The sequence below is a fragment of the Aeromonas aquatilis genome, from assembly GCF_054052405.1.
Genome location: NZ_JBSTYP010000009.1, coordinates 50,127 through 72,582, shown reverse-complemented (window position 1 = coordinate 72,582; position 22,456 = coordinate 50,127). Strand labels below are relative to the sequence as shown.

Sequence of the window (22,456 nt, the reverse complement as noted above, 5' to 3'; positions counted from 1 at the left end):
AAATCAAAGCGCTTCCAATCTGGCATACGCCGTCACCAGCCACTTGGCACCGACGTCATCGAACTGGATCTGCACCCGGCTCTGCTGGCCAACCCCTTCGAAGTTGAGTACCACCCCTTCGCCGAATTTCGGATGGAGCACCCGCTGGCCGAGCTTGATGCCGCTGGCGTCAAAGCTCTGCTGCACCTCGTTCTGGCTAAAGCGGCCGTACTGGGTGGGGCGGCTAACCTGAGTGCGCAGCCGGATCTCCTCCAGACATTCGGCAGGCATCTCGCGGATAAAGCGGCTCGGCTTGTGGAACATCTCACGGCCATAGATGCGGCGGCTCTCGGCATAACAGATGTAGAGCTTCTCCATGGCGCGGGTCATGCCGACGTAACAGAGGCGGCGCTCCTCTTCCAGCCGGCCCGACTCCTCGGTCGATTGCTGGCTGGGGAACATTCCTTCCTCGACACCGACCAGCAGCACCAACGGGAACTCCAAGCCCTTGGCGCTGTGCAATGTCATCAGCTGTACCGCGTCGGCATATTCGTCCGCCTGATTCTCGCCGGACTCCAGCGCTGCGTGGGCGAGGAAGGCGGAGAGATCGCTCATATCTTCCAGCTCATCCGGGCGCTGGTACTGGCGGCAGGCGGTGACAAGTTCGTCCAGGTTCTCTACCCGTGCCTGGGATTTCTCGCCTTTTTCCGCCAGATACATCGCCTTGAGGCCGGAGTTCTGGATGGCGATATCCGCCTGCTGGTGCAGCGGCAGCAGGGAGACCTGCTCCTCCAGCGCGTCGATCAGTTCGACAAAGCCGCGCACCGCATTGCCGGCGCGACCGGTCAGCACCTTGTCATTGAGCAGGGCCTTGGCCGATTGCCACAGGTTGAGCCCCTGATCCCGGGCGTTGCCGCGCAGGATCTCGAGGGTGCGATCGCCGATGCCGCGGGTCGGGGTGTTGACCACCCGCTCGAAGCTGGCGTCATCGCCACGGTTGTTGATAAGCCGCAGGTAGGCCATGGCGTCCTTGATCTCTTGCCGCTCGAAGAAGCGCAGGCCGCCGTAAATGCGATAGGGCATGGCATCCTGCATCAGCGCCTCTTCCAGCACCCGCGACTGGGCGTTGGAGCGATAGAGGATGGCGCAGTCGGCGAGCAAGCCCCCCTTCTCCTTCCAATCCTTGAGGCGGCCGACCACGAAGCGCGCTTCGTCCACCTCGTTGAAGGCCGCGTAGAGGGAGATCGGCTCACCCTCGGCCCCTTCGGTCCACAGCTCCTTGCCAAGGCGCTCGGCGTTGTTGGCGATCACGCTGTTGGCTGCTTTGAGGATATTGGCGGTGGAGCGGTAGTTCTGCTCGAGGCGGATGGTCTCGGCGCCCTGATAGTCGGTCAGGAAGCGCTGGATGTTCTCGATCTTGGCGCCGCGCCAGCCGTAGATGGACTGGTCATCGTCGCCGACGATCATCACCTTGCCGCTGTTGCCCGCCAGCATCCGCAGCCAGGCGTACTGGATGCCGTTGGTATCCTGAAACTCGTCCACCAGGATGTTCTGGAAGCGGTCGCGGTAGTGCTCGAGGATATGCGGCTTGTTGAGCCACAGTTCGTGGGCGCGCAGCAAGAGTTCTGCGAAGTCCACCAAACCGGAACGATCGCAGGTCTCCTGATAGGTCTTGTAGATCTGCTGATAGGTGCGGGTGACGGGGTCGCCGTAGAGATCGATGTCGCCGGGGCGCAGACCCTCGTCCTTCTTGCCGTTGATGTAGCTCATCACGGCGCGCGGGGCCCAGTGCTTCTCGTCGAGGTTGAGCGCCTTGAGCACCCGGCGGATGAGGCGGTACTGATCGTCTGAGTCGAGGATCTGGAAATCCTGCGGCAAGCCCGCATCCAGATGGTGGGCCCGCAGCAATCGGTGGGCGATACCGTGGAAGGTACCAATCCACATGCCGCGCACGCAGTCGCCGATCACTTTCTCGACCCGGCCGCGCATCTCGGCCGCCGCCTTGTTGGTAAAGGTGACCGCGATGATGGAGAAGGGTGAACAGCGTTCCACCTGCATCAGCCAGGCGATACGGTGCACTAGCACCCGGGTCTTGCCCGAACCGGCACCGGCCAGCACCAGCAGGTTGCTGCGGGGGGCCGCCACCGCGTCTCTTTGCTTGTCATTGAGCCCGTCGAGCAGGGTTGAAACGTCCATCACCACTCCTGTTTATTTATACAGGCGGGGATTATACGGCCATCCCCCTGCCAGACCAAATCCAAACTCGGGGGGAGGGGTGAGATGGGCGCTCGCGGGAGCGCCGGTGCAGCCATTTTTGGCTGGCGCAGAAAGAGGATGGCGAGGAGGTTTCCAGCTGTAGCCAACCCTTGCTCGCGCTGTTTGTGGCGATTTTGCGAGCCGGATCACGGGCTGACAGGGGGGGCGGATGAATAAGAGGGGAAAACGGTTTACAGTAACTTGCTGAACAATAAGAGAAATGTCGTTTGGGTCTTTTGATTGGTAGCATAAAAAACTGAAAAGTAGCTAAAAAACAACTGCTTATAAGGTTATTTGCTTATAATTCAAACCGTTAACGCAAACGTTTTTCCCTTATCATTTGCTTGACCCGCATCGGGGCTGACTTAGAGTAAGCCTGCGTGCTAGATAGCCTGCTCTGACAGGCAAGCAAGTTCCCTCACTTAATAACAATCAAGGATACGATCGTGACTAAAGTGCTCAAGCTGGCCACTGTGGCCTCCCTCACTCTCGCTGCTCTCTCTGCTCAGGCCGCTTCCGAGCCGGCTGTGATCTATGACACCGCGGGCAAGTATGACAAATCATTCAACGAAGCCGTGTTCCGTAACGGCGTTGAGCTTTACAACAAGGACAAAGGGGTAAAGGTCAAAGAGTTTGAACCCCAGAACGAAGCCCAGCGCGAGCAGGGTCTGCGTCGTCTGGCCAGCCGTGGCAACGGCCCGATCGTGGCGGTCGGCTTCAACATGGGTTCTGCGGTAGAGAAGGTTGCGACCGAATTCCCGAAAACCCAGTTCACCATCATCGACATGGTGGTTGACAAGCCGAACGTCCAGTCCGTCATCTTCAAGGAGCATGAAGGTTCCTTCCTGGTGGGCGCACTGGCTGCCATCGCTTCCAAGAGCGGCAAGGTCGGCTTCGTGGGCGGCATGGATATCCCGCTGATCCGCAAATTCCAGTGCGGTTACGAGCAGGGCGCCAAGTACGTCAATCCGAAGATCGAAGTGTTCCAGAACATGGCGGGCTCCACCCCGGCCGCGTTTGCTGACCCGGCCAAGGGTGCCGAGCTGGCCAAGTCCCAGTTCGCCAAGGGCGCTGACGTTGTCTATGCCGCCGCAGGTGGCACCGGTATCGGTGTCTATCAGGCAGCCAAGGACAGCGGCAAGTTTGCCATCGGCGTAGACTCCAACCAGAACCACCTGCAACCGGGCACCATGCTGACCTCCATGGTCAAGTCTGTGGGTCTGGCCGCTTACCAAACCTGGGATGACGCTGCCAAAGGCGAGTGGAAGCCGGGTATCAAGAACCTGGGTCTGGCCGAAGGCGGTGTGGATTGGGCGCTCGATAAAGACAACGAGAAGCTGATCACCCCGGAGATGAAAGCCAAGGTGGATGCCATCAAGGCTGAAATCATCGCTGGCAAGGTCAAGGTTCATGACTACATGAGCGATAACACCTGCAAATACTAATTAGATAGTTGCTACGACTCTCAACGCACCACCGGCCCGCACGGGCCGGTTTTTAGTCTTATTTCATGAAACGCAGGGCTGCATCATGGACCAGACAGATCGCTATGCCATCGAATTAAGAGGTATCGATAAGCGGTTCGGCGAAGTGTACGCCAACAAGCTGATCGACCTTAAGGTTCGCAAAGGCAGTATACACGGCATCGTTGGTGAAAACGGCGCCGGTAAATCCACTCTGATGAGCATCATCTACGGCTTCTATCATGCCGATAAAGGCGAGATGCTGATCGACGGGAAACCTTTCAAACCCCACGGTTCACAAGATGCGATTGCCGCAGGTGTGGGCATGGTGCACCAGCACTTCATGCTGGTGAATAACTTCACTGTATTGGAAAACGTCATCCTCGGCGCTGAAAATGGCTGGCACCTTCAGCAGAGCGTGGCGTCGGCAGAGAAGCTGCTCGGCGAGCTGGCGCGGGACTATGGTCTCGAGGTGCCGCTGCACGAGAAGGTGGAAGATCTGCCGGTGGGCCTGCAACAGCGGGTCGAAATTCTCAAGGCGCTCTATCGCGGCGCCCGCATCCTGATCCTCGACGAGCCGACTGGGGTATTGACCCCGCAAGAGGCGGATCACCTGTTCAAGGTGCTGGAGAAGCTGCGGGATCAGGGGGCGACCATCATCCTCATCACTCACAAGCTGCGCGAGATCCTGGCCATCACGGATCAGGTCTCCATCATGCGCCGCGGCGAGATGGTGGCCCACGTTGCTACCAAGGATACCGACAAGGAGCAGCTGGCCGAACTGATGGTGGGCCGCAAGGTGCGCCTCAAGGTCGACAAGGGGCCGACCCAACCGGGCGAAGCCAAGCTGAAGGTCGAGGGGCTCAGCTACTTCGACGCCAGCAAGGTGGAGCGGGTCAAATCGGTCAGCTTCGAGGTGCGCGCCGGTGAGGTGGTGGGCATCGCCGGGGTTTCCGGCAACGGCCAGTCCGAGCTGCTCAGCCTGCTTGGCGGCATCATCAAGCCGAGCAAGGGCGGCTTTACCATCAGCAGCCGCAGCGGCGTGCACAAGGTGAGCGCCGATCATGCGGCCGATCCCGAGATGGTACGCAACTTTGGCCTCGGCCATGTGCCGGAAGATCGCCACAAGATGGGTCTCATCAACCGCTTCGAGGCGAAAGAGGCCTTCATCCTCGGTTATCACCGCCGTCCGCAGTACAACAAGGGGTGGCTGCAAAACAAGGAGGCGATCCAGCAGGATTGTCAGGCCAAGATGGAGAAGTGGGACGTGCGCCCGCCTCATCCCGATCACAAGACCGCCAACTTCTCCGGTGGCAACCAGCAGAAGCTGGTGATCGCCCGTGAAGTGGAGCAGGACCCGGATGTGCTGTTGATCGGCCAGCCGACCCGCGGGGTCGACATCGGCGCCATCGAGTATATCCACCAGCAGATCATTGCCATGCGCGACAAGGGCAAGGCTGTGCTGCTGGTTTCGGTGGAGCTGGACGAGATCATGAGTCTCTCTGACCGCATTCTGGTTATTGCCGACGGTCGCATCGTCGGCGAGCTGGATGCCGCCAAAGCGGACGAGCGCACTATCGGCCTGATGATGGCGAACATAGTGCCGGATGAAGTTGCCAAGGAGGCCCACTGATGAGCCAAGTACGTATTCCTGCCTGGGTCTCCGTGGGCGTCGTGTCTGCGGTCAACATCCTGCTGGCCTTCCTGGTGTCGGCCATCCTGTTCTACTACCTCGAGATCAACCCGGTCGATGCCGCCAAGATTATGTGGTACGGCGCGTTCGGTACCGGTGAAGGGTTTGGCTTCACCCTCTACTACGCAACCGGCTTTATCTTCACCGGTCTGTCGGTAGCGGTCGCCTTCCACGCCGGCCTGTTCAACATCGGCGGTGAAGGTCAGGCCTATATCGGTGGTCTGGGTGTCGGTCTGGTCTGCCTGACCCTCGGCGATGTGTTGCCGTTCTCCCTGCTGTTGCCGCTCTCCATCATTGCCGGTGGTCTGTTTGGTGCGGCCTGGGCCTTTATTCCGGCCTGGCTGCAAGCCAAGCGCGGCAGCCACATCGTTATCACCACCATCATGTTTAACTTCATCGCCGCATCGCTGATGGCCTATCTGCTGGTGGAGGTGTTCAAGCCGCCCGGTTCGATGGCGACCGAGAGTCGTGTGTTTGCCGAAGCGAGCTGGCTGCCCAAGATGACCGGGCTGGCGAGCCTGTTTGGCGTCGAGATGCCGAACAGCCCGCTCAACATCAGCTTCTTCTGGGCGCTGATCTGTGCGGCGCTGGTGTGGGTCTTTATCTGGCACACCCGCTGGGGCTACGAGATCCGCTCGGTCGGCGCCAGCCAGAGTGCCTCCGCCTACGCCGGTATCTCCTATCCCAAGGTGGTGATCCTGGCGATGGTGATCTCCGGCATGCTGTCGGGCTTCTTCGCCCTCAACGTGCTGCAGGGTGAACTGCACCAGATCAAGCTCAACTTCGTGGAAGGGTTCGGCTTCACCGGTATCGCGGTGGCGCTGATGGGGCGCAACCACCCGGTCGGCGTCATCATCGCCAGCCTGCTGTTCGGTTTTCTCTATCAGGGGGGCGCCGAGCTCAGCTTCGAATTCGGTGTCGACCGCAACATCGTCGTGGTGCTGCAGGGTCTGGTGATCCTGTTCTGCGGCGCGCTGGAGCACATGATGCGTCCGCGCATCGAGCAGCTCTATCTGGCGTTTGCCAACCGCTCTGCGCAAGTTAAGGGGGCCTGATCATGTTTGAAATTCTGATCCTGATGCTGGATGCGACCATTCGTACCGCGCCACCCCTCATTCTGGCCGCCATGGCCGGCATGTTCTGCGAGCGCTCCGGGGTGGTCAACATTGCGCTGGAAGGTAAACTGCTGGCGGCGGCGTTCGCCAGTGGTGCGGCGGCTGCGGTCTCCGGTTCCGCCTGGGTGGGACTGGGAGCCGGGATTGCCATCTCGGTGCTGTTTGCCCTGATGCACGGCTTTGCCACCATCACCCACCGCGGTGATCAGGTGGTGAGCGGGATGGCCATCAACATTCTGGCGGCCGGTCTGACCGTCACTCTGGGCCGTTACTGGTTCGATCAGGGTGGCCAGACCCCGGCGCTCTCCGGTGATGCCCGCTTCGCTCCCATCGACTTCCCCTATGCCAAGGAGCTGTGGGATGTGCCGGTGATTGGCCAGCTCTACAGCGAGCTGCTGAGCGGCCACTCCCTGCTGGAGTACGTGGCGTTCGCCGCCGTACCGTTGGCCTGGTGGGTGATGTTCCGTACCCGCTTCGGTCTGCGGCTGCGGGCGGTGGGCGAGGCGCCGGCAGCGGTAGATACCGCCGGTATCTCGGTGGTGCGGATGCGATACACCGCGCTCATCATCGGCGGCCTGCTGGCCGGCATCGGTGGCACCTATCTGGCGGTAGCCCAGACGGCCCAGTTCATCCCCAACATGAGTGCGGGCAAGGGCTTTATGGCGCTGGCGGCGCTGGTGTTCGGCAAGTGGCGCCCCTGGAATGCCATGGCAGCCTGCCTGCTGTTCGGCTTCCTTGATGCGGTCGCCATCCGTCTGCAAGGGGTGACCATCGGCGACTTCCCGATCCCGGTACAGGCCATCGAGGCGCTGCCCTACATCCTGACCGTGTTCCTGCTGGCCGGCTTTATCGGCCGTGCGGTGGCGCCGAAGGCGCTCGGCACACCCTATGTGAAGGAGCGGGAGTAGCGCCCTTTATCGCGATATTCCCGACCACCCAGATAACAGCAGGCCCACTTCGGTGGGCCTGTTTTTTATGGATTGGGTGGCTGGTTACAGCAAGAAAATAGTCGCCAGCCCGAGGAAGATAAAGAAGCCGCCGGTGTCGGTGATGGCGGTGATCATCACGCTGGCTCCCACCGCCGGGTCGCGGCCGAGGCGGGTCATGGTCATGGGGATAATCACCCCCATCAACGCCGCCACCAGCAGGTTGAGCATCATGGCCAGGGTCATCACGGCGCCGAGCGCCGCATCCTGATAGAGCAGATAGGTGGCAATGCCCATGGTGCCGCCCCACACCAGCCCGTTGATAAAGGCGACGCCAAGTTCCCGCAGCAGCAGGAAGGAGAGGTTGCCCGCCTGAATGTGCTGCAGCGCCAGCGCCCGCACTATCATGGTGATGGTCTGGTTGCCGGTGTTGCCGCCGATCCCGGCGACGATGGGCATCAGCGCCGCCAGTGCCACCAGTTGGGAGATGGTGTGCTCGAACAGGCCGATCACCCGCGAGGCGACAAAGGCGGTGCAAAGGTTGATGGCGAGCCAGGCCCAGCGGGTCTTGACCGCCTTGTTGACAGGGGCGAACACGTCTTCATCCTCGCTGATACCGCCCATCCGGCGCAGGTCGGTGTCGCTCTCCTCATAGACCAGATCCACCACCTCTTCGACGGTGAGGCGGCCCATCAGCTTGCCCTTGCCATCTACCACGGCGGCGGAGAGCAGGTCATCCCGCTCGAAGGTACGGGCCGCCGCTTCGTCGTTATCCTCCGGATCGAAGGTGACCGGATCCCGCTCCATCACGTTGCTCACCAAGGTGGCGGGTTTGTGCAGCAGTACAGTGGTTAGGGCCAGCTCCCCCAGCAGGTGGTTGCGGCGATCGATGACGAACAGCTTGTCGGTGTTGGCGGGGATCTTGCCGCGCAGCCGCAGATAGCGCTGCACGGTGGCGAGCGTCACCTCGGGGCGGATGGTGATGATCTCGAAGTCCATCATGGCGCCGACGGTGTGCTTGCCGTAGCGGATCACCTCCCGCACCCGATCCCGCTCTTCGGGGGCCATATAGGTGAGCAGCCGTCCCATCAGGTTGCGCGGCAGGTACTGGCCCAGATAGATCTGGTCGTCGATATCCAGGGTGCGCAGGGCGTGCAGCAGCTCCTTGTCACTCATCCCGCTGATGAGGCTGTCCCACACCGTCTCCGACGCTTCGACCAGAATCTGGCCGCGCTTCTCTTCTTCCACCAGTGCCCACAGGGCATGACGCTCATCGGGCGGCAGCGACTCCAGCGCATCGGCGACGTCGGCGGCGGGCAGCCCGTTGACCAGCATTGTGAGTTCGCTGGTTTGATCGCGCTGCTCGGCATCCTGCATCACCTGCGGGTCGAGCAGGCTGTCGGTGAGGGCATCATCGCGCAGCAGCAGGGTGAGAATGCGGGATCTGTCATCCGCGCGCTGCCGGGCGCTGTTCTTGATGGGAAGAGACATGGGATGAATTCCTGAGATGGTAGCCAAGGGCTCAATGCCCATAGGATACCAGACTTAAAACAACAGGTTATGACCGTGATGTGAGAAGAGGGGGTAAAAGTGAGGCCACCTGCTGGTGGCCTCATTGTGAGTTGCCGAGTCTCCCTCAGGCGAGGGCTCGCTGGCGCTGCGGGGCCTCGCCAAACCAGGCGAGTCGGTCGGCCAGGGTCACTACCGAGCCCACCATGATCAGCGCCGGGCTCGCGACCCCCACCGCCAGCGCGGGCAGCTCATCGAGGGTGCCGCGAATGACCCGCTGGCAGGGTTGGGTGCCGCGCTCGATCAGCGCCACCGGGGTATTACTCGCCTTGCCGTGGGCCAGCAGCTGCTTGCGGATGGTGGCGCAGGAGGAGAGCCCCATATAGAAGACCAGCGTCTGCCGATCTTTGGCCAGCAGCGGCCAGTCGAGATCCCGGGCGCCCCCCTTGCCGTGGGCGGTGACGAAGCGCACGCTCTGGGCGTGGTCGCGATGGGTCAGCGGAATGCCGGCGTAGGCGGCGCAGCCGCTGGCCGCGGTGATCCCCGGCACCACCTGAAAACCGATGCCGCTGCCGACCAGCGTCTCCAGCTCCTCACCGCCACGGCCGAAGATAAAGGGGTCGCCCCCCTTCAGCCGCACTACCCGTTGCCCCTTCTGCGCCTCCTCCAGCAAGAGCTGGTTGATCCCCTCCTGCGGCACGCAGTGGTTGCCCGCCTGCTTGCCGACGAAGATCCGCTTGGCATCCCGGCGCACCAGCGCCATCACCTCGTCGGAGACCAGCCGGTCATAGACCACCACGTCAGCCTGCTGCATCTGGCGCAGGGCGTGCAGGGTGAGCAGGCCCGGATCACCGGGGCCGGCTCCCACCAGCACCACCTCGCCAGCGCTCTGGCTCTCGTCGGCAAACAGGTTGTCGGCCAGCTGGTTGGCAGAGGCGCTATCGCCCCGCGCCAGCGCCTGACCGAGCCGATCGGCCCCGAGCAGCCGCTCCCAGAAGCGGCGCCGCTCCCCCATGGTGGCAAAGCGGGCCTTGACCCGCTCCCGCAGGCTGCCGGCAAAGGTCGCCACGGCCCCCAGATGTTGCGGCAGCAGAGCTTCGAGTTTTTCCCGCAGCAAGCGGGCCAGCACCGGTGCCTTGCCGCCGGAGGAGATGGCCACCATCAGCGGTGAGCGATCGATGATCGACGGCATGATGAAGCTGGAGCGTTTCGGGTCATCCACCACGTTGGCAAAGATCCGCGCCTGATTGGCGCTTTGGTAAACCAGCGCATTCACCTCGCGCCGATCGGTAGCGGCCACCACCAGCCACTTGCCCGCCAGTTGCTGCGGTGCAAATTCACCGGCCAGCCACTCGATGTCGCCGTTGGCAGCCAGTTCCGCCAGCTCGGGGGCGAGCTCGGGCGCTACGACTGTGAGGTGGGCGCCGGCATCCAGCAGCAGGCGTGCCTTGCGCTCCGCCACCTCGCCGCCGCCGACCAGCAGCACGGGTTTGTTGTCGAGTCGGCAAAAGATGGGCAAGTAGTCCATGGGGCCTCCGGATCAGGCGGTTCGGGTCTGGTTGGCGGTGCTGGTGGTCTCGCTCACCGCGACTGGGCGCTCAGCTTTCGGGGTGGCATACCAGTAGCCGAGGCCCATAAAGAGGACGCCGGAGACGGTGTTGCCCAGGGTTACCCACAGCAGGTTGTGGCCGATGCCGCCCAGGGTGTAGGCATCGGAGTGGGCGCCAAACCAGGAGAGGGCGAACAGGGTCATGTTGGCGATGGAGTGCTCGTAGCCGGAGGCGATAAAGGCCAGCAGGCACCACCAGATGGCGATGAAGCGGGCCGCCCCTTCGGTGCGCAGCGCCATCCAGATGGCGAGGCAGACCAGCCAGTTGCAGAGGATCCCCTTCATAAACAGGGTCAGCGCCGGGGCCTGGGTTTTGGCCAGTGCCACCTTGTGGGCCAGACTGCCCGCATCCGGCAGCAGGCTGCCGCCGTAGGAGTAGATGAGCGCCACCAGGACGGAGCCCAGCAGGTTGCCCACCCAGGTCTGGGGCAGGATGCGCAGCAGGTCGGCCATGGTGATCTTGCCCGTTTTCACCCCGAAGGTGAGGAACATGGTGTGGCCGGTGTAGAGCTCGGAGCCCGCGATGATCACCAGCGTCAGGGCGATACCGAAGGTGGCCCCCATCACCAGCGGTCGGATGCTCGGATCCACCAGATTGCCGAGAGTGAAGATGAGGATGATGCCGAGGCCCACATAGGCCCCCGCCATGGCGGAGCTGAGCCAGAAGCCGAGCTTGTCGCTGCGCTCGAAGCGGTTGATGCGGGCCGCGTTGGCGGCGCACTTGTTAATGGTTTCCGTGTACATCTTGTGAGTCCTTGAAAGGGCTGCCCACAGGCAGCCCGAAAGAGAGTGAAATCGGTTTTAGACGGCGACCCAGACCTGCTGGTCGCGCACTTCAACGGGGTAGCTTTGAACCGACATCGCAGGATTGTCGAAACAGTGGCCATCGCTCAGACGAAAGCGCTGCTTCTTGAGCGGGCTGGCGACCCAGAGCTCGCCGTCGTGTTCGCAGATTAAGCCCCGCGACAGCACGTTGGCGGCGAAGAAGGGATCCCGGTTGTCGATGGCGAACACCTCGGCCGCCGCGCTCGGGCGGAACAGAGCGATCTGACGACCCTCAATGAGTGCACAGACGCCGGTTCCCGGCAGGATGTCGTTGAGTTGGCAGGCAAGTTTCATCGCTTAATCTCCACCTCGAGTTGGATGGACTGGCTATCGAGCAGGGCGCAAACGTCCATGCAGCCCATCAGGATGCCGTTGAGTTGGCAGGCAAGTTTCATCATTTGGTTTCCACCTCGATCTGGTAGACGGGGATGCGCTCGGCCGGAGTGGCGGGTCTGTGCTGGTCTCGCTCGGCAACGAACTGAACGTCCGGATCGCGCTTGTCGCTGTTGATGAAGTGGCTGAAGCGCTTGAGCGCCTCCTCTTCATTGAGGGTGCGCGACCATTCGCACTCGTAGCTGTCGATGAGAGTCTGGATATCGCGCTCCAGCGTCTCGGCCAGCCCCAGCTTGTCATCGACGATCACCTCGCGCAGGTAGTCGACGCCCCCTTCCAGATTGCCGAGCCAGACCGAGGTGCGCTGCAGTTTGTCGGCGCTGGTGACGTAGAACATCATAAAGCGGTCTATCAGCTTGATGAGGGTCTCGCGGTCGAGGTCAGACGCCAGCAGATCGGCGTGGCGCGGCTTCATGCCACCGTTGCCGCCCACATAGAGGTTCCAGCCCGCGTCGGTAGCGATGATGCCGACGTCCTTGCCCTGCGCTTCCGCACACTCGCGGGTACAGCCGGAGACACCGAACTTCATCTTGTGCGGGGTGCGAATGCCCTTGTAGCGGTTCTCGAGGAAGACCCCGAGGCCGACGCTGTCCTGCACGCCGAAGCGGCACCAGGTGCTGCCGACGCAGGTCTTGGCCATGCGTAGTGCCTTGGCGTAGGCCTGACCAGTCTCGAAGCCCGCCGCCAGCAGCTTGCGCCAGATGGCGGGCAGATCATCCTTCTGGGCCCCGAACAGGCCGATGCGCTGGGCGCCGGTGATCTTGGTGTAGAGCTTGTAGTCGCGGGCCACTTCGGCCACCGCCTGCAGCCCTTCCGGGGTCACTTCCCCACCGGCCATGCGCGGGATGACGGAGTAGCTGCCGTCCTTCTGCATGTTGCCGAGGAAGATATCGTTGGTGTCCTGCAGCGGGATATTGCGCGGGCTCAGCACATGTTCGTTCCAGCAGGAGGCGAGAATGGAGCCGACGGTCGGTTTGCACACCTCGCAGCCATAACCCTGACCGTGCTTGGCCAGCAGCTCGTCGAAGCTCTTGATCCCCTCCACCTTGACCAGATGGAACAGCTCCTGACGGGAGTGGGGGAAGTGGGCGCAGAGGTGGTTGTTGACCTCGATGCCCTGCTTCACCAGCTCGGCGTTGAGTACCTGACTGATGAGCGGCACACAGCCGCCGCAGCCGGTACCGGCCTTGGTGTGCTGCTTGATGGCTGCCAGGGTGGTGTGACCCTCGGCCACCGCCTTGGCGATGTCGCCCTTGGAGACGTCGAAGCAGGAGCAGATCTGGGCGCTTTCCGGCAGGGCATCCACCCCCAGCGTCGGCTTGGCACCGGCGTAGGCGGGCAGGATCAGGGTATCCGGGTGGCTCGGCAGCGGCAGGGCATTGAGCATCATCTGCAGCAGGTTGCCGTAATCTTCCACGTCACCCACCAACACGGCGCCGAGCAATCGGCTGTTGTCTTCGCTCACCACGATCTTCTTGTAGACGCCGGCCTGATCGTCCTGAAACACATAGCTGTGGCTGCCCGGGGTGCGGCCGTGGGCATCGCCGATGGAGCCGACGGAGACGCCGAGCAGTTTCAGCTTGGCGCTCATGTCCGCCCCCTCGAAGCGGCTGTCGCCGCCGAGCAGATGGTCGACGGTGATCTGGGCCATCTTGTAGCCCGGCGCTACCAGTCCGAAGAAGCGGCCCTGCCAGGCGGCGCACTCGCCGATGGCGTAGATGTCGGGGTCGGAGGTCAGGCAGTGATCGTCGATGACGATGCCGCCGCGCTCGGCGATAGCGAGATCACCGTAACGGCCCAGGGTATCTTGCGGGCGAATGCCGGTGGAGAAGACCACCACGTCCACTTCAAGCTGGCTGCCGTCGGCGAAAGCGAGGCGGTGTTTCGCCTGCTCGCCGCCATGCATCAGGATCTCGCTGGTGCTCTTGCTGGTGTGTACCTGCACGCCCATGGATTCAATCTTGCGGCGCAGCAACTGGCCGCCCTGACCGTCTAGCTGCTCGGCCATCAGCACAGGAGCAAACTCCACCACGTGGGTCTCAAGACCCAGCGCCTTGAGTGCGCCGGCGGCTTCGAGACCAAGCAGGCCACCCCCGATCACCACCCCGTTCTTGCCGCTCTTGGCGGCGCTGCGGATGGCTTTCAGATCCTCGATGGTGCGATAGACGAAGCACTCGTGGTGCTGACTGCCCGCAATGGGCGGCACCCAGGGGTAGGAGCCGGTGGCCAGCACCAGCTTGTCGTAACTGACCACAGTGCCCTTGTTGGAGTGCACTTCGCGGTTGGCCCTGTCGATTGTTTTCACCGCTTCGCCGAGCAGCAGGCGGATGCCGTGCTTGTCGTAGAAGCCGGGTTTGACGAGGGAGAGATCTTCGCTGGTGTGATGGGAGAAGTAGGAGGAGAGATGGACGCGATCGTAGGCGGGACGGGGTTCTGCACCGAAGACGGTGATCTCGTAGCGGCCCGGCTCGGCCCGCTCGATCAACTCTTCGATGAAGCGGTGCCCCACCATGCCGTTGCCCACAACGACCAGTCTGACTTTGCTCATGATTGCCTCTAGTTTGGAGTAATAAAACATCATTCTGGGGCTAGGCTACCCAGTCAGTCGGGGCGGGCAATTGATGTAAATCAAGCGTCTATTTATATATCTCGTCAGGGGTAATTCGATAAAATTCAAAGATATACAAAAATAGGTATACCAGTTGAGTGTTTTGCTGCTGGGTGCGAGTGGGACATAGAGAGCAGGGGCTGGGTCTTAAAATGCAAAACGCCCCCATTTCTGGAGGCGTTTTTTTACAAACAGAACTGCGCTTACAGAATAAAGCGGCTCAGATCCTCATCCTCGACAAGCGCACCGAGGTGGGCGTTGACGTAGTCGGTGTCGATGACAAAGGTCTCGCCGGACTTCTCGGAGGCGTCATAGGAGATATCTTCCATCAGGCGCTCCATCACGGTGTGCAGACGACGGGCACCGATGTTCTCGGTACGCTCGTTAACCTGCCAGGCCGCTTCGGCCAGACGGCGGATGCCATCCTGGGTGAACTCGATGTTGACCCCTTCGGTGGCCATCAGCGCCTTGTACTGATCGGTCAGGGAGGCGTTCGGTTCGGTCAGGATCCGCTCGAAGTCATCAGTGGTCAGTGCGGTCAGCTCGACCCGGATCGGCAGGCGACCCTGCAGCTCGGGGATGAGGTCTGACGGCTTGGCGATCTGGAAGGCGCCGGAGGCGACAAACAGGATGTGATCGGTCTTGACCATGCCGTGCTTGGTGTTGACGGTGCAACCTTCAACCAGTGGCAGCAGGTCGCGCTGAACCCCTTCACGGGAGACATCGGGACCGGAGCTCTCGCCGCGCTTGCAGATCTTGTCGATCTCGTCGAGGAAGACAATGCCGTTGTTCTCGACCGCGGCGATCGCTTTCTGCTTCAACTCTTCCGGATTGACCAGACGGGCCGCTTCCTCTTCGATCAGCGCCTTCATGGCCTCTTTGACCTTGATCTTGCGCTTCTTCTTTTGGGCTTGGCCCAGGTTCTGGAACAGCCCCTGCAGCTGGTTGGCCATCTCTTCCATGCCCGGCGGGGTCATGATTTCGACCCCCATCGGGGAGGCGGAGAGCTCCAGCTCGATCTCTTTCTCATCCAGCTGACCTTCCCGCAGTTTCTTGCGGAAGATCTGGCGGGTGTTGGAGTTGTCGGCTTTCTCCTCCTCACCCCAGGTGTTGCGCGGGTTGGGCAGCAGGGCGTCGAGAATGCGCTCTTCGGCGGCTTCCTCGGCGCGGTATTTCATCTTCTCCATCTCGGTTTCGCGCACCAGCTTGATGGCGGCATCGGTCAGATCGCGGATGATGCTGTCCACTTCCTTGCCGACATAGCCCACTTCGGTGAACTTGGTCGCTTCCACCTTGATGAAGGGGGCGTTGGCCAGCTTGGCCAGACGACGGGCGATCTCGGTCTTGCCGACACCGGTCGGGCCGATCATCAGGATGTTTTTCGGGGTCACTTCATGGCGCATCTCTTCGTTGAGCTGCATCCGGCGCCAGCGGTTGCGCAGGGCAACGGCAACGGCACGCTTGGCATCGGCCTGACCAATGATGTGTCTGTCCAGCTCGTGGACGATTTCTCTCGGGGTCATCTCGGACATGATGGTGTTCCTGTATCCGGGGCGGGCAGTGTCCGCCCCTTGGGAAATGGGGTTGGCTGGTGGGCTTATTTGGCGGCCTTATTTCGCCGAATAGTCCAGCACTTCGATGGTGTGGTTGCCGTTGGTGAAGACGCAGATGTCACCCGCAATCTTGAGGGACTTCTCGACAATGGTCCTGGCATCCAGCTCGGTGTTTTCCAGCAGCGCGATGGCGGCGGACTGGGCAAAGTTGCCGCCGCTGCCGATGGCGATGAGATCGTGCTCCGGCTGCACCACGTCACCGTTGCCGGTGATGATGAAGGATTTGTGTTCGTCGGCCACGGCCAGCAGCGCCTCGAGGCGGCGCAGGGCGCGATCGGTGCGCCAATCTTTGGCCAGCGCCACGGCGGCGCGCTCCAGATTACCCTGATGGGCCTGCAGTTTTGCTTCGAAACGCTCGAGCAGGGTGAAGGCGTCGGCGGTACCGCCAGCGAAACCGGCCAGCACCTTGCCGTTATAGAGGCGATGAACCTTGCGGGCGTTGCCCTTCATGACGGTGTTGCCCAGAGAAACCTGGCCATCGCCACCGATGACGACCTGACCGTTGCGGCGAACTGAAACTATGGTAGTCACTTTACTTACCTCGCTTGAGCCGAATGACGGCCTGACTGTGCATGGCAAGAAAGATGGGGATGGCAAACGGGCTTTTCAACCCTGCCTTTGGTCGGGACAAGTAGGTGGCAAACAACGTGGGTGCGAGTGGCACCAAAAGAACAGGGCCGGGTGTTGCCACCCGGCCCTGCGTCATCGGTAAGCGGATTACCCTTTCTTGGGAATGCAGCCGCTGATGCCGGAGCTCTGCAGCTTGCTGTTGGCCGCATCGGCGGCGGCCTTGCCGTTGAAGGGGCCCACCATCACCTTGTAGACGGTGCCGTTGGCGCCATTGATCACCTGCAGGCTGGAAGAGAGACCGGCGGTGAAGGCGATGCGCGCCTTGAGCGACTCTGCGGAATCCTGCGAGCGCAGGGCGGCGCACTGCATCATATAGCGACCGCCGTCGGCGGCGGCGGCTGTCTGGGCTGGCGGGGTGGCCGCTTTGGCCCTGGCCGCTTCGGCGCGCTCCCGTTCCAGCTCGGCGCGGATCTCCCGCTCCATCCGCTCCCGTTCGGCCTTGCGGTCGATGGCCTGTTCCTGGGCGTTGGCGACCGGAGCCCCTGATGTGGAGGGGGTCGTGGCCGGATTGGGCAGGTAGGGCTTGGCCTGGCCGATGGGGGTACCCGGTTGGGGAATGTCGGTCGGCACTGGCTGTGGCAGTTTTTCCGGCTGCAGGGTCAGGGTATCTGCCGGCGGTGGCGGCAGCACACCCGGCTGGGTCGGTGGCTCTATGATATCGACCTGCTTGTTCTCAAGCCGTTCGATGTAGCTCCACTTCTCCTGAGGCAGCCCGTTATTCTGCGCTTTTGGCTTGTTGGCCTTCACCTGCTCCTCAATGGTGGGGGCGTCGTTGCCCTTGCCATTGATCATGTAAAGGAAGCCACCAAAGCCTGCCAGCAGTGCCACCACCAGCAGCACTGGAATAACAGGAAAGCGGCGAGGGGCCGCTTTCTTGGTATTGCGGCCACCCGCCCGACGTCGCGGGCGGCTGCCGACATAATCCCGGGTTGCCATCTATTACATGCGCTCCAGGGTGTGGATGCCCAGTACGCCGAGGCCCAGTTTCAACACCTTGGCGGTGGCGGCGCACAGCAGCAGACGGCTCTGGCGGGTTGCCTCGTCCACGCCATCCTTGTTGATCGGGCAGGCTTCGTAGAAGGTCATGAAGTTGCCGGACAACTCGTACAGGTAGGTACAGAGCAGGTGCGGCATGCCTTTGTCGGCCACGCCGTTAACCGCGTCGGAGAACTGGATCAGCTTCTGGGCCAGGGTCTCTTCCGCCTCTTCGTTCAGGGTCACGTTGCCGGTCAGGGTCGCGGCATCGATGTTGGCCTTGCGGAAGATGGACTGGATACGGGTATAGGCGTACTGCAGGTAAGGGGCGGTGTTGCCTTCAAACGACAGCATCAGATCCCAGTCGAAGATGTAGTCTGTGGTGCGGTTCTTGGAGAGATCCGCATACTTGACCGCGCCCATGGCGATGGCGTTGACCACGTTGGCCTTCTCTTCGGCAGAGAGGTCGCTGTTGCGGCTCTCCAGCAGGGCGGCGGCGCGCTCTTCTGCTTCGTTGAGCAGGTCAACCAGCTTGACGGTGCCACCGGAGCGGGTCTTGTAGGGACGACCATCCTTGCCCAGCATCATGCCGAAGGCGTGGTGCTCGAGGGGCACGGATTCCGGCACATAGCCCGCCTTGCGGGTGATGGTCCAGGCCTGCATCAGGTGCTGGTGCTGACGGGAGTCGATGAAATACATGACACGGTCGGCGCCCAGGGTCTCATAACGGTATTTGGCACAGGCGATGTCGGTGGTGGTGTAGAGGAAGCCGCCATCGCTTTTCTGGATGATGACGCCCATGGCCTCGCCATCCTTGTTCTTGAACTCATCCAGGAAGACCACGGTGGCGCCTTCGCTCTCGACCGCCAGCCCCCTGGCTTTCAGGTCGGTGACGATCTCGGGCAGCATGTCGTTATACATGGACTCGCCCATGATGTCCTTGTTGGTCAGGGAGACATTCAGGCGGTCGTAGTTGCGCTGGTTCTGCTCCATGGTCATGTCGACCAGCTTCTTCCACATGGTGCGGCAGTACTCATCGCCACCCTGCAGCTTGACCACGTAGTTGCGGGCGCGTTCGGCGAAAGCGTCGTCTTCGTCGTAGTGACGCTTGGCCTGGGTATAGAAGGCTTCCAGGTCACGCAGCTCCATGTCGGAGGCGTGTTCATTGGCCATCTTCTCCAGATAGGCGATCAGCATGCCAAACTGGGTACCCCAGTCACCGATGTGGTTGGCGCGGATCACCTTGTGGCCGAGGAACTCCAGGGCGCGCGCAGCCACGTCACCGAGCACGGTACTGCGGATGTGGTGCACCGCCATCTCTTTGGCCACGTTGGGGGCGGAGTAGTCCACCACCACGGTCTGGGTAGCGGGCAGTTTCACATTGGCGTTGGTAGAGGCGACCATGGCTTCGACCTGACCGGCCAGCCAGCGGGTGTCAAAGAAGAAGTTGATGAAGCCGGGGCCTGCGATCTCGACCTTGGCGATCAGGTCAGAGGCTGGCAGGTGCTCGATGATGGCAGCAGCCAGCTCACGGGGGTTTTTGCGGGCCGGTTTGGCCAGCAGCATGGCCAGGTTGGTGGCCAGGTCACCGTGAGCTTTTTCCTTGCATCGGTCTACTTGCACGCGGGCTTCCAGGTCCGCCGGCAGGACGCCTGCTGACTTGAGATTGGCTACCGTTTGTTCAAGTAGATGATGAATATGCTCTTTCATAACTGACCACCAAGGTTGCGCGTCGAAAAATGACTGATATATAAGGGCGTGAATTTTACCCGCATCGGCTCGAGAAAACTATAGGGATGACCCGCCGCTCGCAGTCGGGCGGATATTTCACTGGTTTTGGCGCCATTATCCGGAAGATTGACCGCGATATGGTGCTTATCCATTTTTACTGCATATCAAAGCGCGTTGTCTAGGCTATTTTCCCCTGATTGTTAAGGGTTTTTCCAATTGCCGGGCAGGGTGATGATCGCCTCTCTCGGGGCGGGCGTATCAACAGATGTTCCCAACCGAGGAGTTTGTGATGCGACTGGCGCTTTTTCCCCTCTCAGCTTACCTGTTGCCCGGCGGCATCATGCCGCTGCGGATCTTCGAACCGAGATATCAGCGGATGATCGCTGAGGCCGGGGAGTCGGGGTTTGCTCTGTGCATGGTGGATCCACGTCAACCGGATGCCATGCGCAACATGCTGCCTATCGCCACCCGGGTCACCATCATCGATTTCGATCGGCTGCCGGATGGCATGCTGGGGATCACGGTTCAGGGGATGGATCGGGTCCAAATCAACGACCTCTGGCAGGAGTCTGATGGTTTGCGTATTGGTGAGGTAAGCCTGCTGTCAGCATGGCCCCCTCGCCGAGTCCACCCTGACCAGCAACCACTGGTTGATGAGCTGCGTGAGGTGTTTGCCGATTTTCCCGACTATGCTGCGCTTTATCCCCATCCTCATTGGGATGACGGCAACTGGGTGGCGCAGCGTTGGCTCGAGATATTACCAATCCCGGTTGAACAGAAGCAGTTGTTGCTGGCCGCCAGGGACAATCAACCCGCAATGGCCCTGCTCAAAGGGGTGCTGGTGGCGAGTCACTGATTTCTACTGCCTGGATGATCCGACCGGTAACCGCAGTCGTACAACCTCTCACCACAGCATGTTCGACAGCACCTAGAAGGGATGGCGCAATGGCATATACTGGCCAACCACACTCGACCATACGCAGGACTTCGCCCGTGATGGATAACCCGGATGGCGACCTCAAATCTCTATTGATCAGGGTGGCAGAGCAGGCCGACAAGGCTGCTTTTGCCCGCCTGTTCCAACACTTTGCGCCGCGCATTCGCAGCTACGGCCTGCGCCATCTCGGCAGCGAAGCCAACGCCATGGAGCTGGTGCAGGAGACCATGCTGCTGGTGTGGCAAAAGGCGCGCCTCTACCACCCCGAGAAGGGGGCGCCGACCACCTGGATCTACACCGTGATGCGCAACCAGTGCTTCGACATGCTGCGTCGTCGTCGCGCTAGCAAGGAGGATCTCTGTGCCGAGGAGCTGTGGCCCGTGCTGGAGTTTCAGGCTGAAGAGGAGCATCTGAGCGGCGGTGAGGATGCGGTGCTGACCCGTCAGATGGCCCACTATCTGGGCACCCTGCCGGAGCCGCAACAGCAGGTGGTGCGCGGCATCTATCTGCAGGAGTTCTCCCAGCAGGAGCTGGCGGAGCGACTCGGCGTGCCGCTCGGTACCATCAAGTCCCGCCTCAGACTGGCGTTACAGAAATTGAAAGAGCAAGTGGAGCAAGGCCATGATTAAAGCCCATCCGACCGACCTGATGTTGCGCGCCTTCGCCGCCGACGAGCTCCCTCTGCCGCTGGCGGTGGGGCTCTCCGCTCACTGTGAACTCTGCCCCGATTGTGCTGCCCGACTGAAGACATTCGAAGAGGAGCTGGCGCAGCAATATCTTGCCTCGCCAGCAGAGCCCGAGGCGGACTCCCGCGATGAAGTGGCGCTGGATGCCGGATTCGACGCCATGCTGGCGGATATTCTGGCGCAGCCGCTGGCAGAGCCCCTCTCCGAGCCAACACATGACCAGCCCCGAGCACAGCCCGGCGAGCTGGAGGTGGCCGGTCACGCCTACCGTTTGCCACGGGTGCTGGCCCGCTATCGTTCGCCCAAGTGGCGCCATATCGGGGCTATTCGTCAGCAGAGTTTGCCGCTGGACGAGATGGGGGCGCGCGCCAGCTTGCTCCATATCGAAGCGGGCGGTCGCATCCCCGAGCACACCCATCAGGGCTATGAGCTGACCTTGCTGCTGGCTGGCAATATTCAGGATGGCGATACCCTTTACAAGGCGGGAGATTTCATCTGGCGCGATGCCAGCCACTCCCACAGCCCGCATACGCCCGATGGCTGCCTCTGCTACACGGTGCAGGATGCGCCGGTGCAGTTCACCAAGGGGTTGTCGCGGCTGCTGAATGGCATCAGCCAGCACCTCTACTGAGCACCATGACGCCATAGAAAAAGGGACCAGATTGGTCCCTTTTTTAATTTGATTGCTGGTGTCAGGCGACAAACACCAGATAGACGGCGAATGCCACGATAAAGCGGTAGATGGCGAACGGGATAAAGTCGATGCGGCGGATCAATGTCAGGAAGGTCTTGATCGCAAACATCGCTACCACGAAGGCGGTGATAAAGCCCACGGCAAACATCGGGAAGTCGGCCATCGAGAGGAAATCGCGGCTCTTGTAGAGATCAAGCCCGCTGGCCGCCACCATCATGGGCACTGCCATGATGAAAGAGAACTCGGCGGCGGCGTGACGGCTGATCCCCATCAGCATGCCACCACTGATGGTGGCGCCGGAGCGGGAGAAGCCGGGCCACAGGGCCAGACACTGGAACAGACCGATGCCGAACGCCTGCTTGTAGCTGATGTCATCCAGGGTTTCTGCTGTGACAGCCGGGCGGAACTTCTCGGCGATGATGAGCAGGATGCCCCCCGCGACCAGCGCGTACATGACGGTCTGCGGACCAAACAGGTTGGCCTTGATCCAGCTGTGGATGGCCAGACCGACCACGATGGCGGGCATCATGCCGAGGATGACATGCACCAGCGACAGGGTCGCGTGATCCCGGGACGGCTTCTGGCCGAAGTGGATGCCAATCAGGCCAAACAGGCGGCGCCAGAAGACGGCGACCACGGCGAGGATGGAGCCAAGCTGGATCACCACTTCGAAAGTGGCAGCCTTGGGCCCTTCAAAGCCCAGCAGATGGCCGACGATAATCATGTGGCCGGTGGAGGAGACGGGGAGGAACTCGGTCAGCCCCTCGACGACGCCCAGAATAAAGGCGACCAGCAGGCTATAAGTGTCAGTCAT

At 61.5% G+C, this 22,456-nt stretch carries 19 protein-coding genes; 7 read left to right on the top strand and 12 right to left on the bottom strand.

Annotated features, from left to right (window positions below):
* Positions 1-3: 3 nt before the first annotated feature.
* Positions 4-2,175 carry a DNA helicase II gene (gene uvrD / locus ACW5W8_RS05080; protein ID WP_498626729.1) on the bottom strand — a complete coding sequence of 724 codons (2,172 nt, stop codon included), beginning with the start codon at positions 2,173-2,175 and terminating at the stop codon, positions 4-6.
* Between the two features lie 506 nt (positions 2,176-2,681).
* On the opposite strand from uvrD, the gene ACW5W8_RS05075 reads away from it, so the two are divergent.
* The 4 genes from ACW5W8_RS05075 to ACW5W8_RS05060 all read left to right on the top strand — a co-directional run bounded on the left by ACW5W8_RS05075 (position 2,682) and on the right by ACW5W8_RS05060 (position 7,414).
* A complete protein-coding gene (locus ACW5W8_RS05075) occupies positions 2,682-3,680 on the top strand; it encodes a BMP family lipoprotein (RefSeq protein ID WP_429156567.1) in 999 nt (332 codons plus the stop codon).
* Positions 3,681-3,765: 85 nt separating this feature from the next.
* Positions 3,766-5,331 carry an ABC transporter ATP-binding protein gene (locus tag ACW5W8_RS05070; protein WP_498626728.1) on the top strand — a complete coding sequence of 522 codons (1,566 nt, stop codon included), beginning with the start codon at positions 3,766-3,768 and terminating at the stop codon, positions 5,329-5,331.
* Positions 5,331-6,446, top strand: a complete 1,116-nt coding sequence (locus ACW5W8_RS05065; protein WP_498626726.1) for an ABC transporter permease — start codon at positions 5,331-5,333, stop codon at positions 6,444-6,446. The genes ACW5W8_RS05070 and ACW5W8_RS05065 overlap by 1 nt, the downstream gene beginning before the upstream one ends.
* Positions 6,447-6,448: 2 nt before the next feature.
* Positions 6,449-7,414 carry an ABC transporter permease gene (locus tag ACW5W8_RS05060; RefSeq protein WP_498626725.1) on the top strand — a complete coding sequence of 322 codons (966 nt, stop codon included), beginning with the start codon at positions 6,449-6,451 and terminating at the stop codon, positions 7,412-7,414.
* Between the two features lie 84 nt (positions 7,415-7,498).
* On the opposite strand, the gene mgtE is transcribed toward ACW5W8_RS05060, so the two are convergent.
* From mgtE to ACW5W8_RS05010, 10 genes are all read right to left on the bottom strand, one after another.
* Complete coding sequence (mgtE, locus tag ACW5W8_RS05055) at positions 7,499-8,923, bottom strand: magnesium transporter (RefSeq protein WP_498626724.1); 1,425 nt, start codon at positions 8,921-8,923, stop codon at positions 7,499-7,501.
* Between the two features lie 145 nt (positions 8,924-9,068).
* The gene (gene cysG, locus ACW5W8_RS05050) at positions 9,069-10,469 is read right to left on the bottom strand and encodes a siroheme synthase CysG (RefSeq protein WP_498626723.1); all 1,401 of its coding nucleotides are present in this window, start codon (positions 10,467-10,469) and stop codon (positions 9,069-9,071) included.
* 12 nt (positions 10,470-10,481) lie between these two features.
* Positions 10,482-11,294, bottom strand: coding sequence for a nitrite transporter NirC (gene nirC / locus ACW5W8_RS05045; RefSeq protein WP_498626722.1), 813 nt, complete (start codon positions 11,292-11,294; stop codon positions 10,482-10,484).
* Positions 11,295-11,351: 57 nt separating this feature from the next.
* Positions 11,352-11,669 (bottom strand): nitrite reductase small subunit NirD, encoded by a 318-nt coding sequence (nirD, locus tag ACW5W8_RS05040; protein WP_041202829.1) that lies wholly within the window; start codon positions 11,667-11,669, stop codon positions 11,352-11,354.
* A gap of 100 nt (positions 11,670-11,769) precedes the next feature.
* Positions 11,770-14,316, bottom strand: a complete 2,547-nt coding sequence (gene nirB / locus ACW5W8_RS05035) for a nitrite reductase large subunit NirB (RefSeq protein ID WP_498626720.1) — start codon at positions 14,314-14,316, stop codon at positions 11,770-11,772.
* A gap of 263 nt (positions 14,317-14,579) precedes the next feature.
* The gene (gene hslU, locus ACW5W8_RS05030) at positions 14,580-15,908 is read right to left on the bottom strand and encodes an ATP-dependent protease ATPase subunit HslU (RefSeq protein WP_498626718.1); all 1,329 of its coding nucleotides are present in this window, start codon (positions 15,906-15,908) and stop codon (positions 14,580-14,582) included.
* 78 nt (positions 15,909-15,986) lie between these two features.
* Positions 15,987-16,520 carry an ATP-dependent protease subunit HslV gene (gene hslV, locus ACW5W8_RS05025; protein WP_005340772.1) on the bottom strand — a complete coding sequence of 178 codons (534 nt, stop codon included), beginning with the start codon at positions 16,518-16,520 and terminating at the stop codon, positions 15,987-15,989.
* Between the two features lie 186 nt (positions 16,521-16,706).
* Positions 16,707-17,555 (bottom strand): SPOR domain-containing protein, encoded by an 849-nt coding sequence (locus ACW5W8_RS05020; RefSeq protein WP_498626716.1) that lies wholly within the window; start codon positions 17,553-17,555, stop codon positions 16,707-16,709.
* A gap of 3 nt (positions 17,556-17,558) precedes the next feature.
* The gene (gene argS, locus ACW5W8_RS05015; RefSeq protein WP_498626715.1) at positions 17,559-19,304 is read right to left on the bottom strand and encodes an arginine--tRNA ligase; all 1,746 of its coding nucleotides are present in this window, start codon (positions 19,302-19,304) and stop codon (positions 17,559-17,561) included.
* On the bottom strand, positions 19,301-19,477 hold the full coding sequence (locus tag ACW5W8_RS05010; RefSeq protein ID WP_498626713.1) for a hypothetical protein: 177 nt from the start codon (positions 19,475-19,477) through the stop codon (positions 19,301-19,303). Before ACW5W8_RS05010 ends, argS begins: the two co-directional genes overlap by 4 nt.
* 137 nt (positions 19,478-19,614) lie before the next feature.
* Between ACW5W8_RS05010 and ACW5W8_RS05005 the strand changes: the two genes are divergently transcribed.
* From ACW5W8_RS05005 to ACW5W8_RS04995, 3 genes are all read left to right on the top strand, one after another.
* Positions 19,615-20,181 carry an LON peptidase substrate-binding domain-containing protein gene (locus ACW5W8_RS05005; protein WP_498626712.1) on the top strand — a complete coding sequence of 189 codons (567 nt, stop codon included), beginning with the start codon at positions 19,615-19,617 and terminating at the stop codon, positions 20,179-20,181.
* A gap of 140 nt (positions 20,182-20,321) precedes the next feature.
* Entirely contained in the window at positions 20,322-20,891 is a 570-nt protein-coding gene (locus ACW5W8_RS05000; RefSeq protein ID WP_005355542.1) for a sigma-70 family RNA polymerase sigma factor, read from the top strand.
* On the top strand, positions 20,884-21,579 hold the full coding sequence (locus ACW5W8_RS04995) for a ChrR family anti-sigma-E factor (RefSeq protein ID WP_498626710.1): 696 nt from the start codon (positions 20,884-20,886) through the stop codon (positions 21,577-21,579). The genes ACW5W8_RS05000 and ACW5W8_RS04995 overlap by 8 nt, the downstream gene beginning before the upstream one ends.
* A gap of 61 nt (positions 21,580-21,640) precedes the next feature.
* Here the strand turns inward: ACW5W8_RS04995 and bacA are convergent, their stop codons facing one another.
* Positions 21,641-22,456, bottom strand: a complete 816-nt coding sequence (gene bacA / locus ACW5W8_RS04990; RefSeq protein WP_005355537.1) for an undecaprenyl-diphosphate phosphatase — start codon at positions 22,454-22,456, stop codon at positions 21,641-21,643.

What these genes read in the sequence shown, in the direction of transcription:
- nirB (WP_498626720.1), bottom strand. Translation starts at nt 14,316, where the DNA reads ATGAGCAAAGTCAGACTGGTCGTTGTGGGCAACGGCATGGTGGGGCAC.
- ACW5W8_RS05060 (WP_498626725.1), top strand. Translation starts at nt 6,449, where the DNA reads ATGTTTGAAATTCTGATCCTGATGCTGGATGCGACCATTCGTACCGCG.
- ACW5W8_RS05005 (WP_498626712.1), top strand. Translation starts at nt 19,615, where the DNA reads ATGCGACTGGCGCTTTTTCCCCTCTCAGCTTACCTGTTGCCCGGCGGC.
- nirC (WP_498626722.1), bottom strand. Translation starts at nt 11,294, where the DNA reads ATGTACACGGAAACCATTAACAAGTGCGCCGCCAACGCGGCCCGCATC.
- ACW5W8_RS05020 (WP_498626716.1), bottom strand. Translation starts at nt 17,555, where the DNA reads ATGGCAACCCGGGATTATGTCGGCAGCCGCCCGCGACGTCGGGCGGGT.
- hslU (WP_498626718.1), bottom strand. Translation starts at nt 15,908, where the DNA reads ATGTCCGAGATGACCCCGAGAGAAATCGTCCACGAGCTGGACAGACAC.
- ACW5W8_RS04995 (WP_498626710.1), top strand. Translation starts at nt 20,884, where the DNA reads ATGATTAAAGCCCATCCGACCGACCTGATGTTGCGCGCCTTCGCCGCC.
- nirD (WP_041202829.1), bottom strand. Translation starts at nt 11,669, where the DNA reads ATGAAACTTGCCTGCCAACTCAACGACATCCTGCCGGGAACCGGCGTC.
- cysG (WP_498626723.1), bottom strand. Translation starts at nt 10,469, where the DNA reads ATGGACTACTTGCCCATCTTTTGCCGACTCGACAACAAACCCGTGCTG.
- ACW5W8_RS05000 (WP_005355542.1), top strand. Translation starts at nt 20,322, where the DNA reads ATGGATAACCCGGATGGCGACCTCAAATCTCTATTGATCAGGGTGGCA.
- mgtE (WP_498626724.1), bottom strand. Translation starts at nt 8,923, where the DNA reads ATGTCTCTTCCCATCAAGAACAGCGCCCGGCAGCGCGCGGATGACAGA.
- ACW5W8_RS05070 (WP_498626728.1), top strand. Translation starts at nt 3,766, where the DNA reads ATGGACCAGACAGATCGCTATGCCATCGAATTAAGAGGTATCGATAAG.
- ACW5W8_RS05065 (WP_498626726.1), top strand. Translation starts at nt 5,331, where the DNA reads ATGAGCCAAGTACGTATTCCTGCCTGGGTCTCCGTGGGCGTCGTGTCT.
- ACW5W8_RS05010 (WP_498626713.1), bottom strand. Translation starts at nt 19,477, where the DNA reads ATGGATAAGCACCATATCGCGGTCAATCTTCCGGATAATGGCGCCAAA.
- argS (WP_498626715.1), bottom strand. Translation starts at nt 19,304, where the DNA reads ATGAAAGAGCATATTCATCATCTACTTGAACAAACGGTAGCCAATCTC.
- bacA (WP_005355537.1), bottom strand. Translation starts at nt 22,456, where the DNA reads ATGACTGACACTTATAGCCTGCTGGTCGCCTTTATTCTGGGCGTCGTC.
- uvrD (WP_498626729.1), bottom strand. Translation starts at nt 2,175, where the DNA reads ATGGACGTTTCAACCCTGCTCGACGGGCTCAATGACAAGCAAAGAGAC.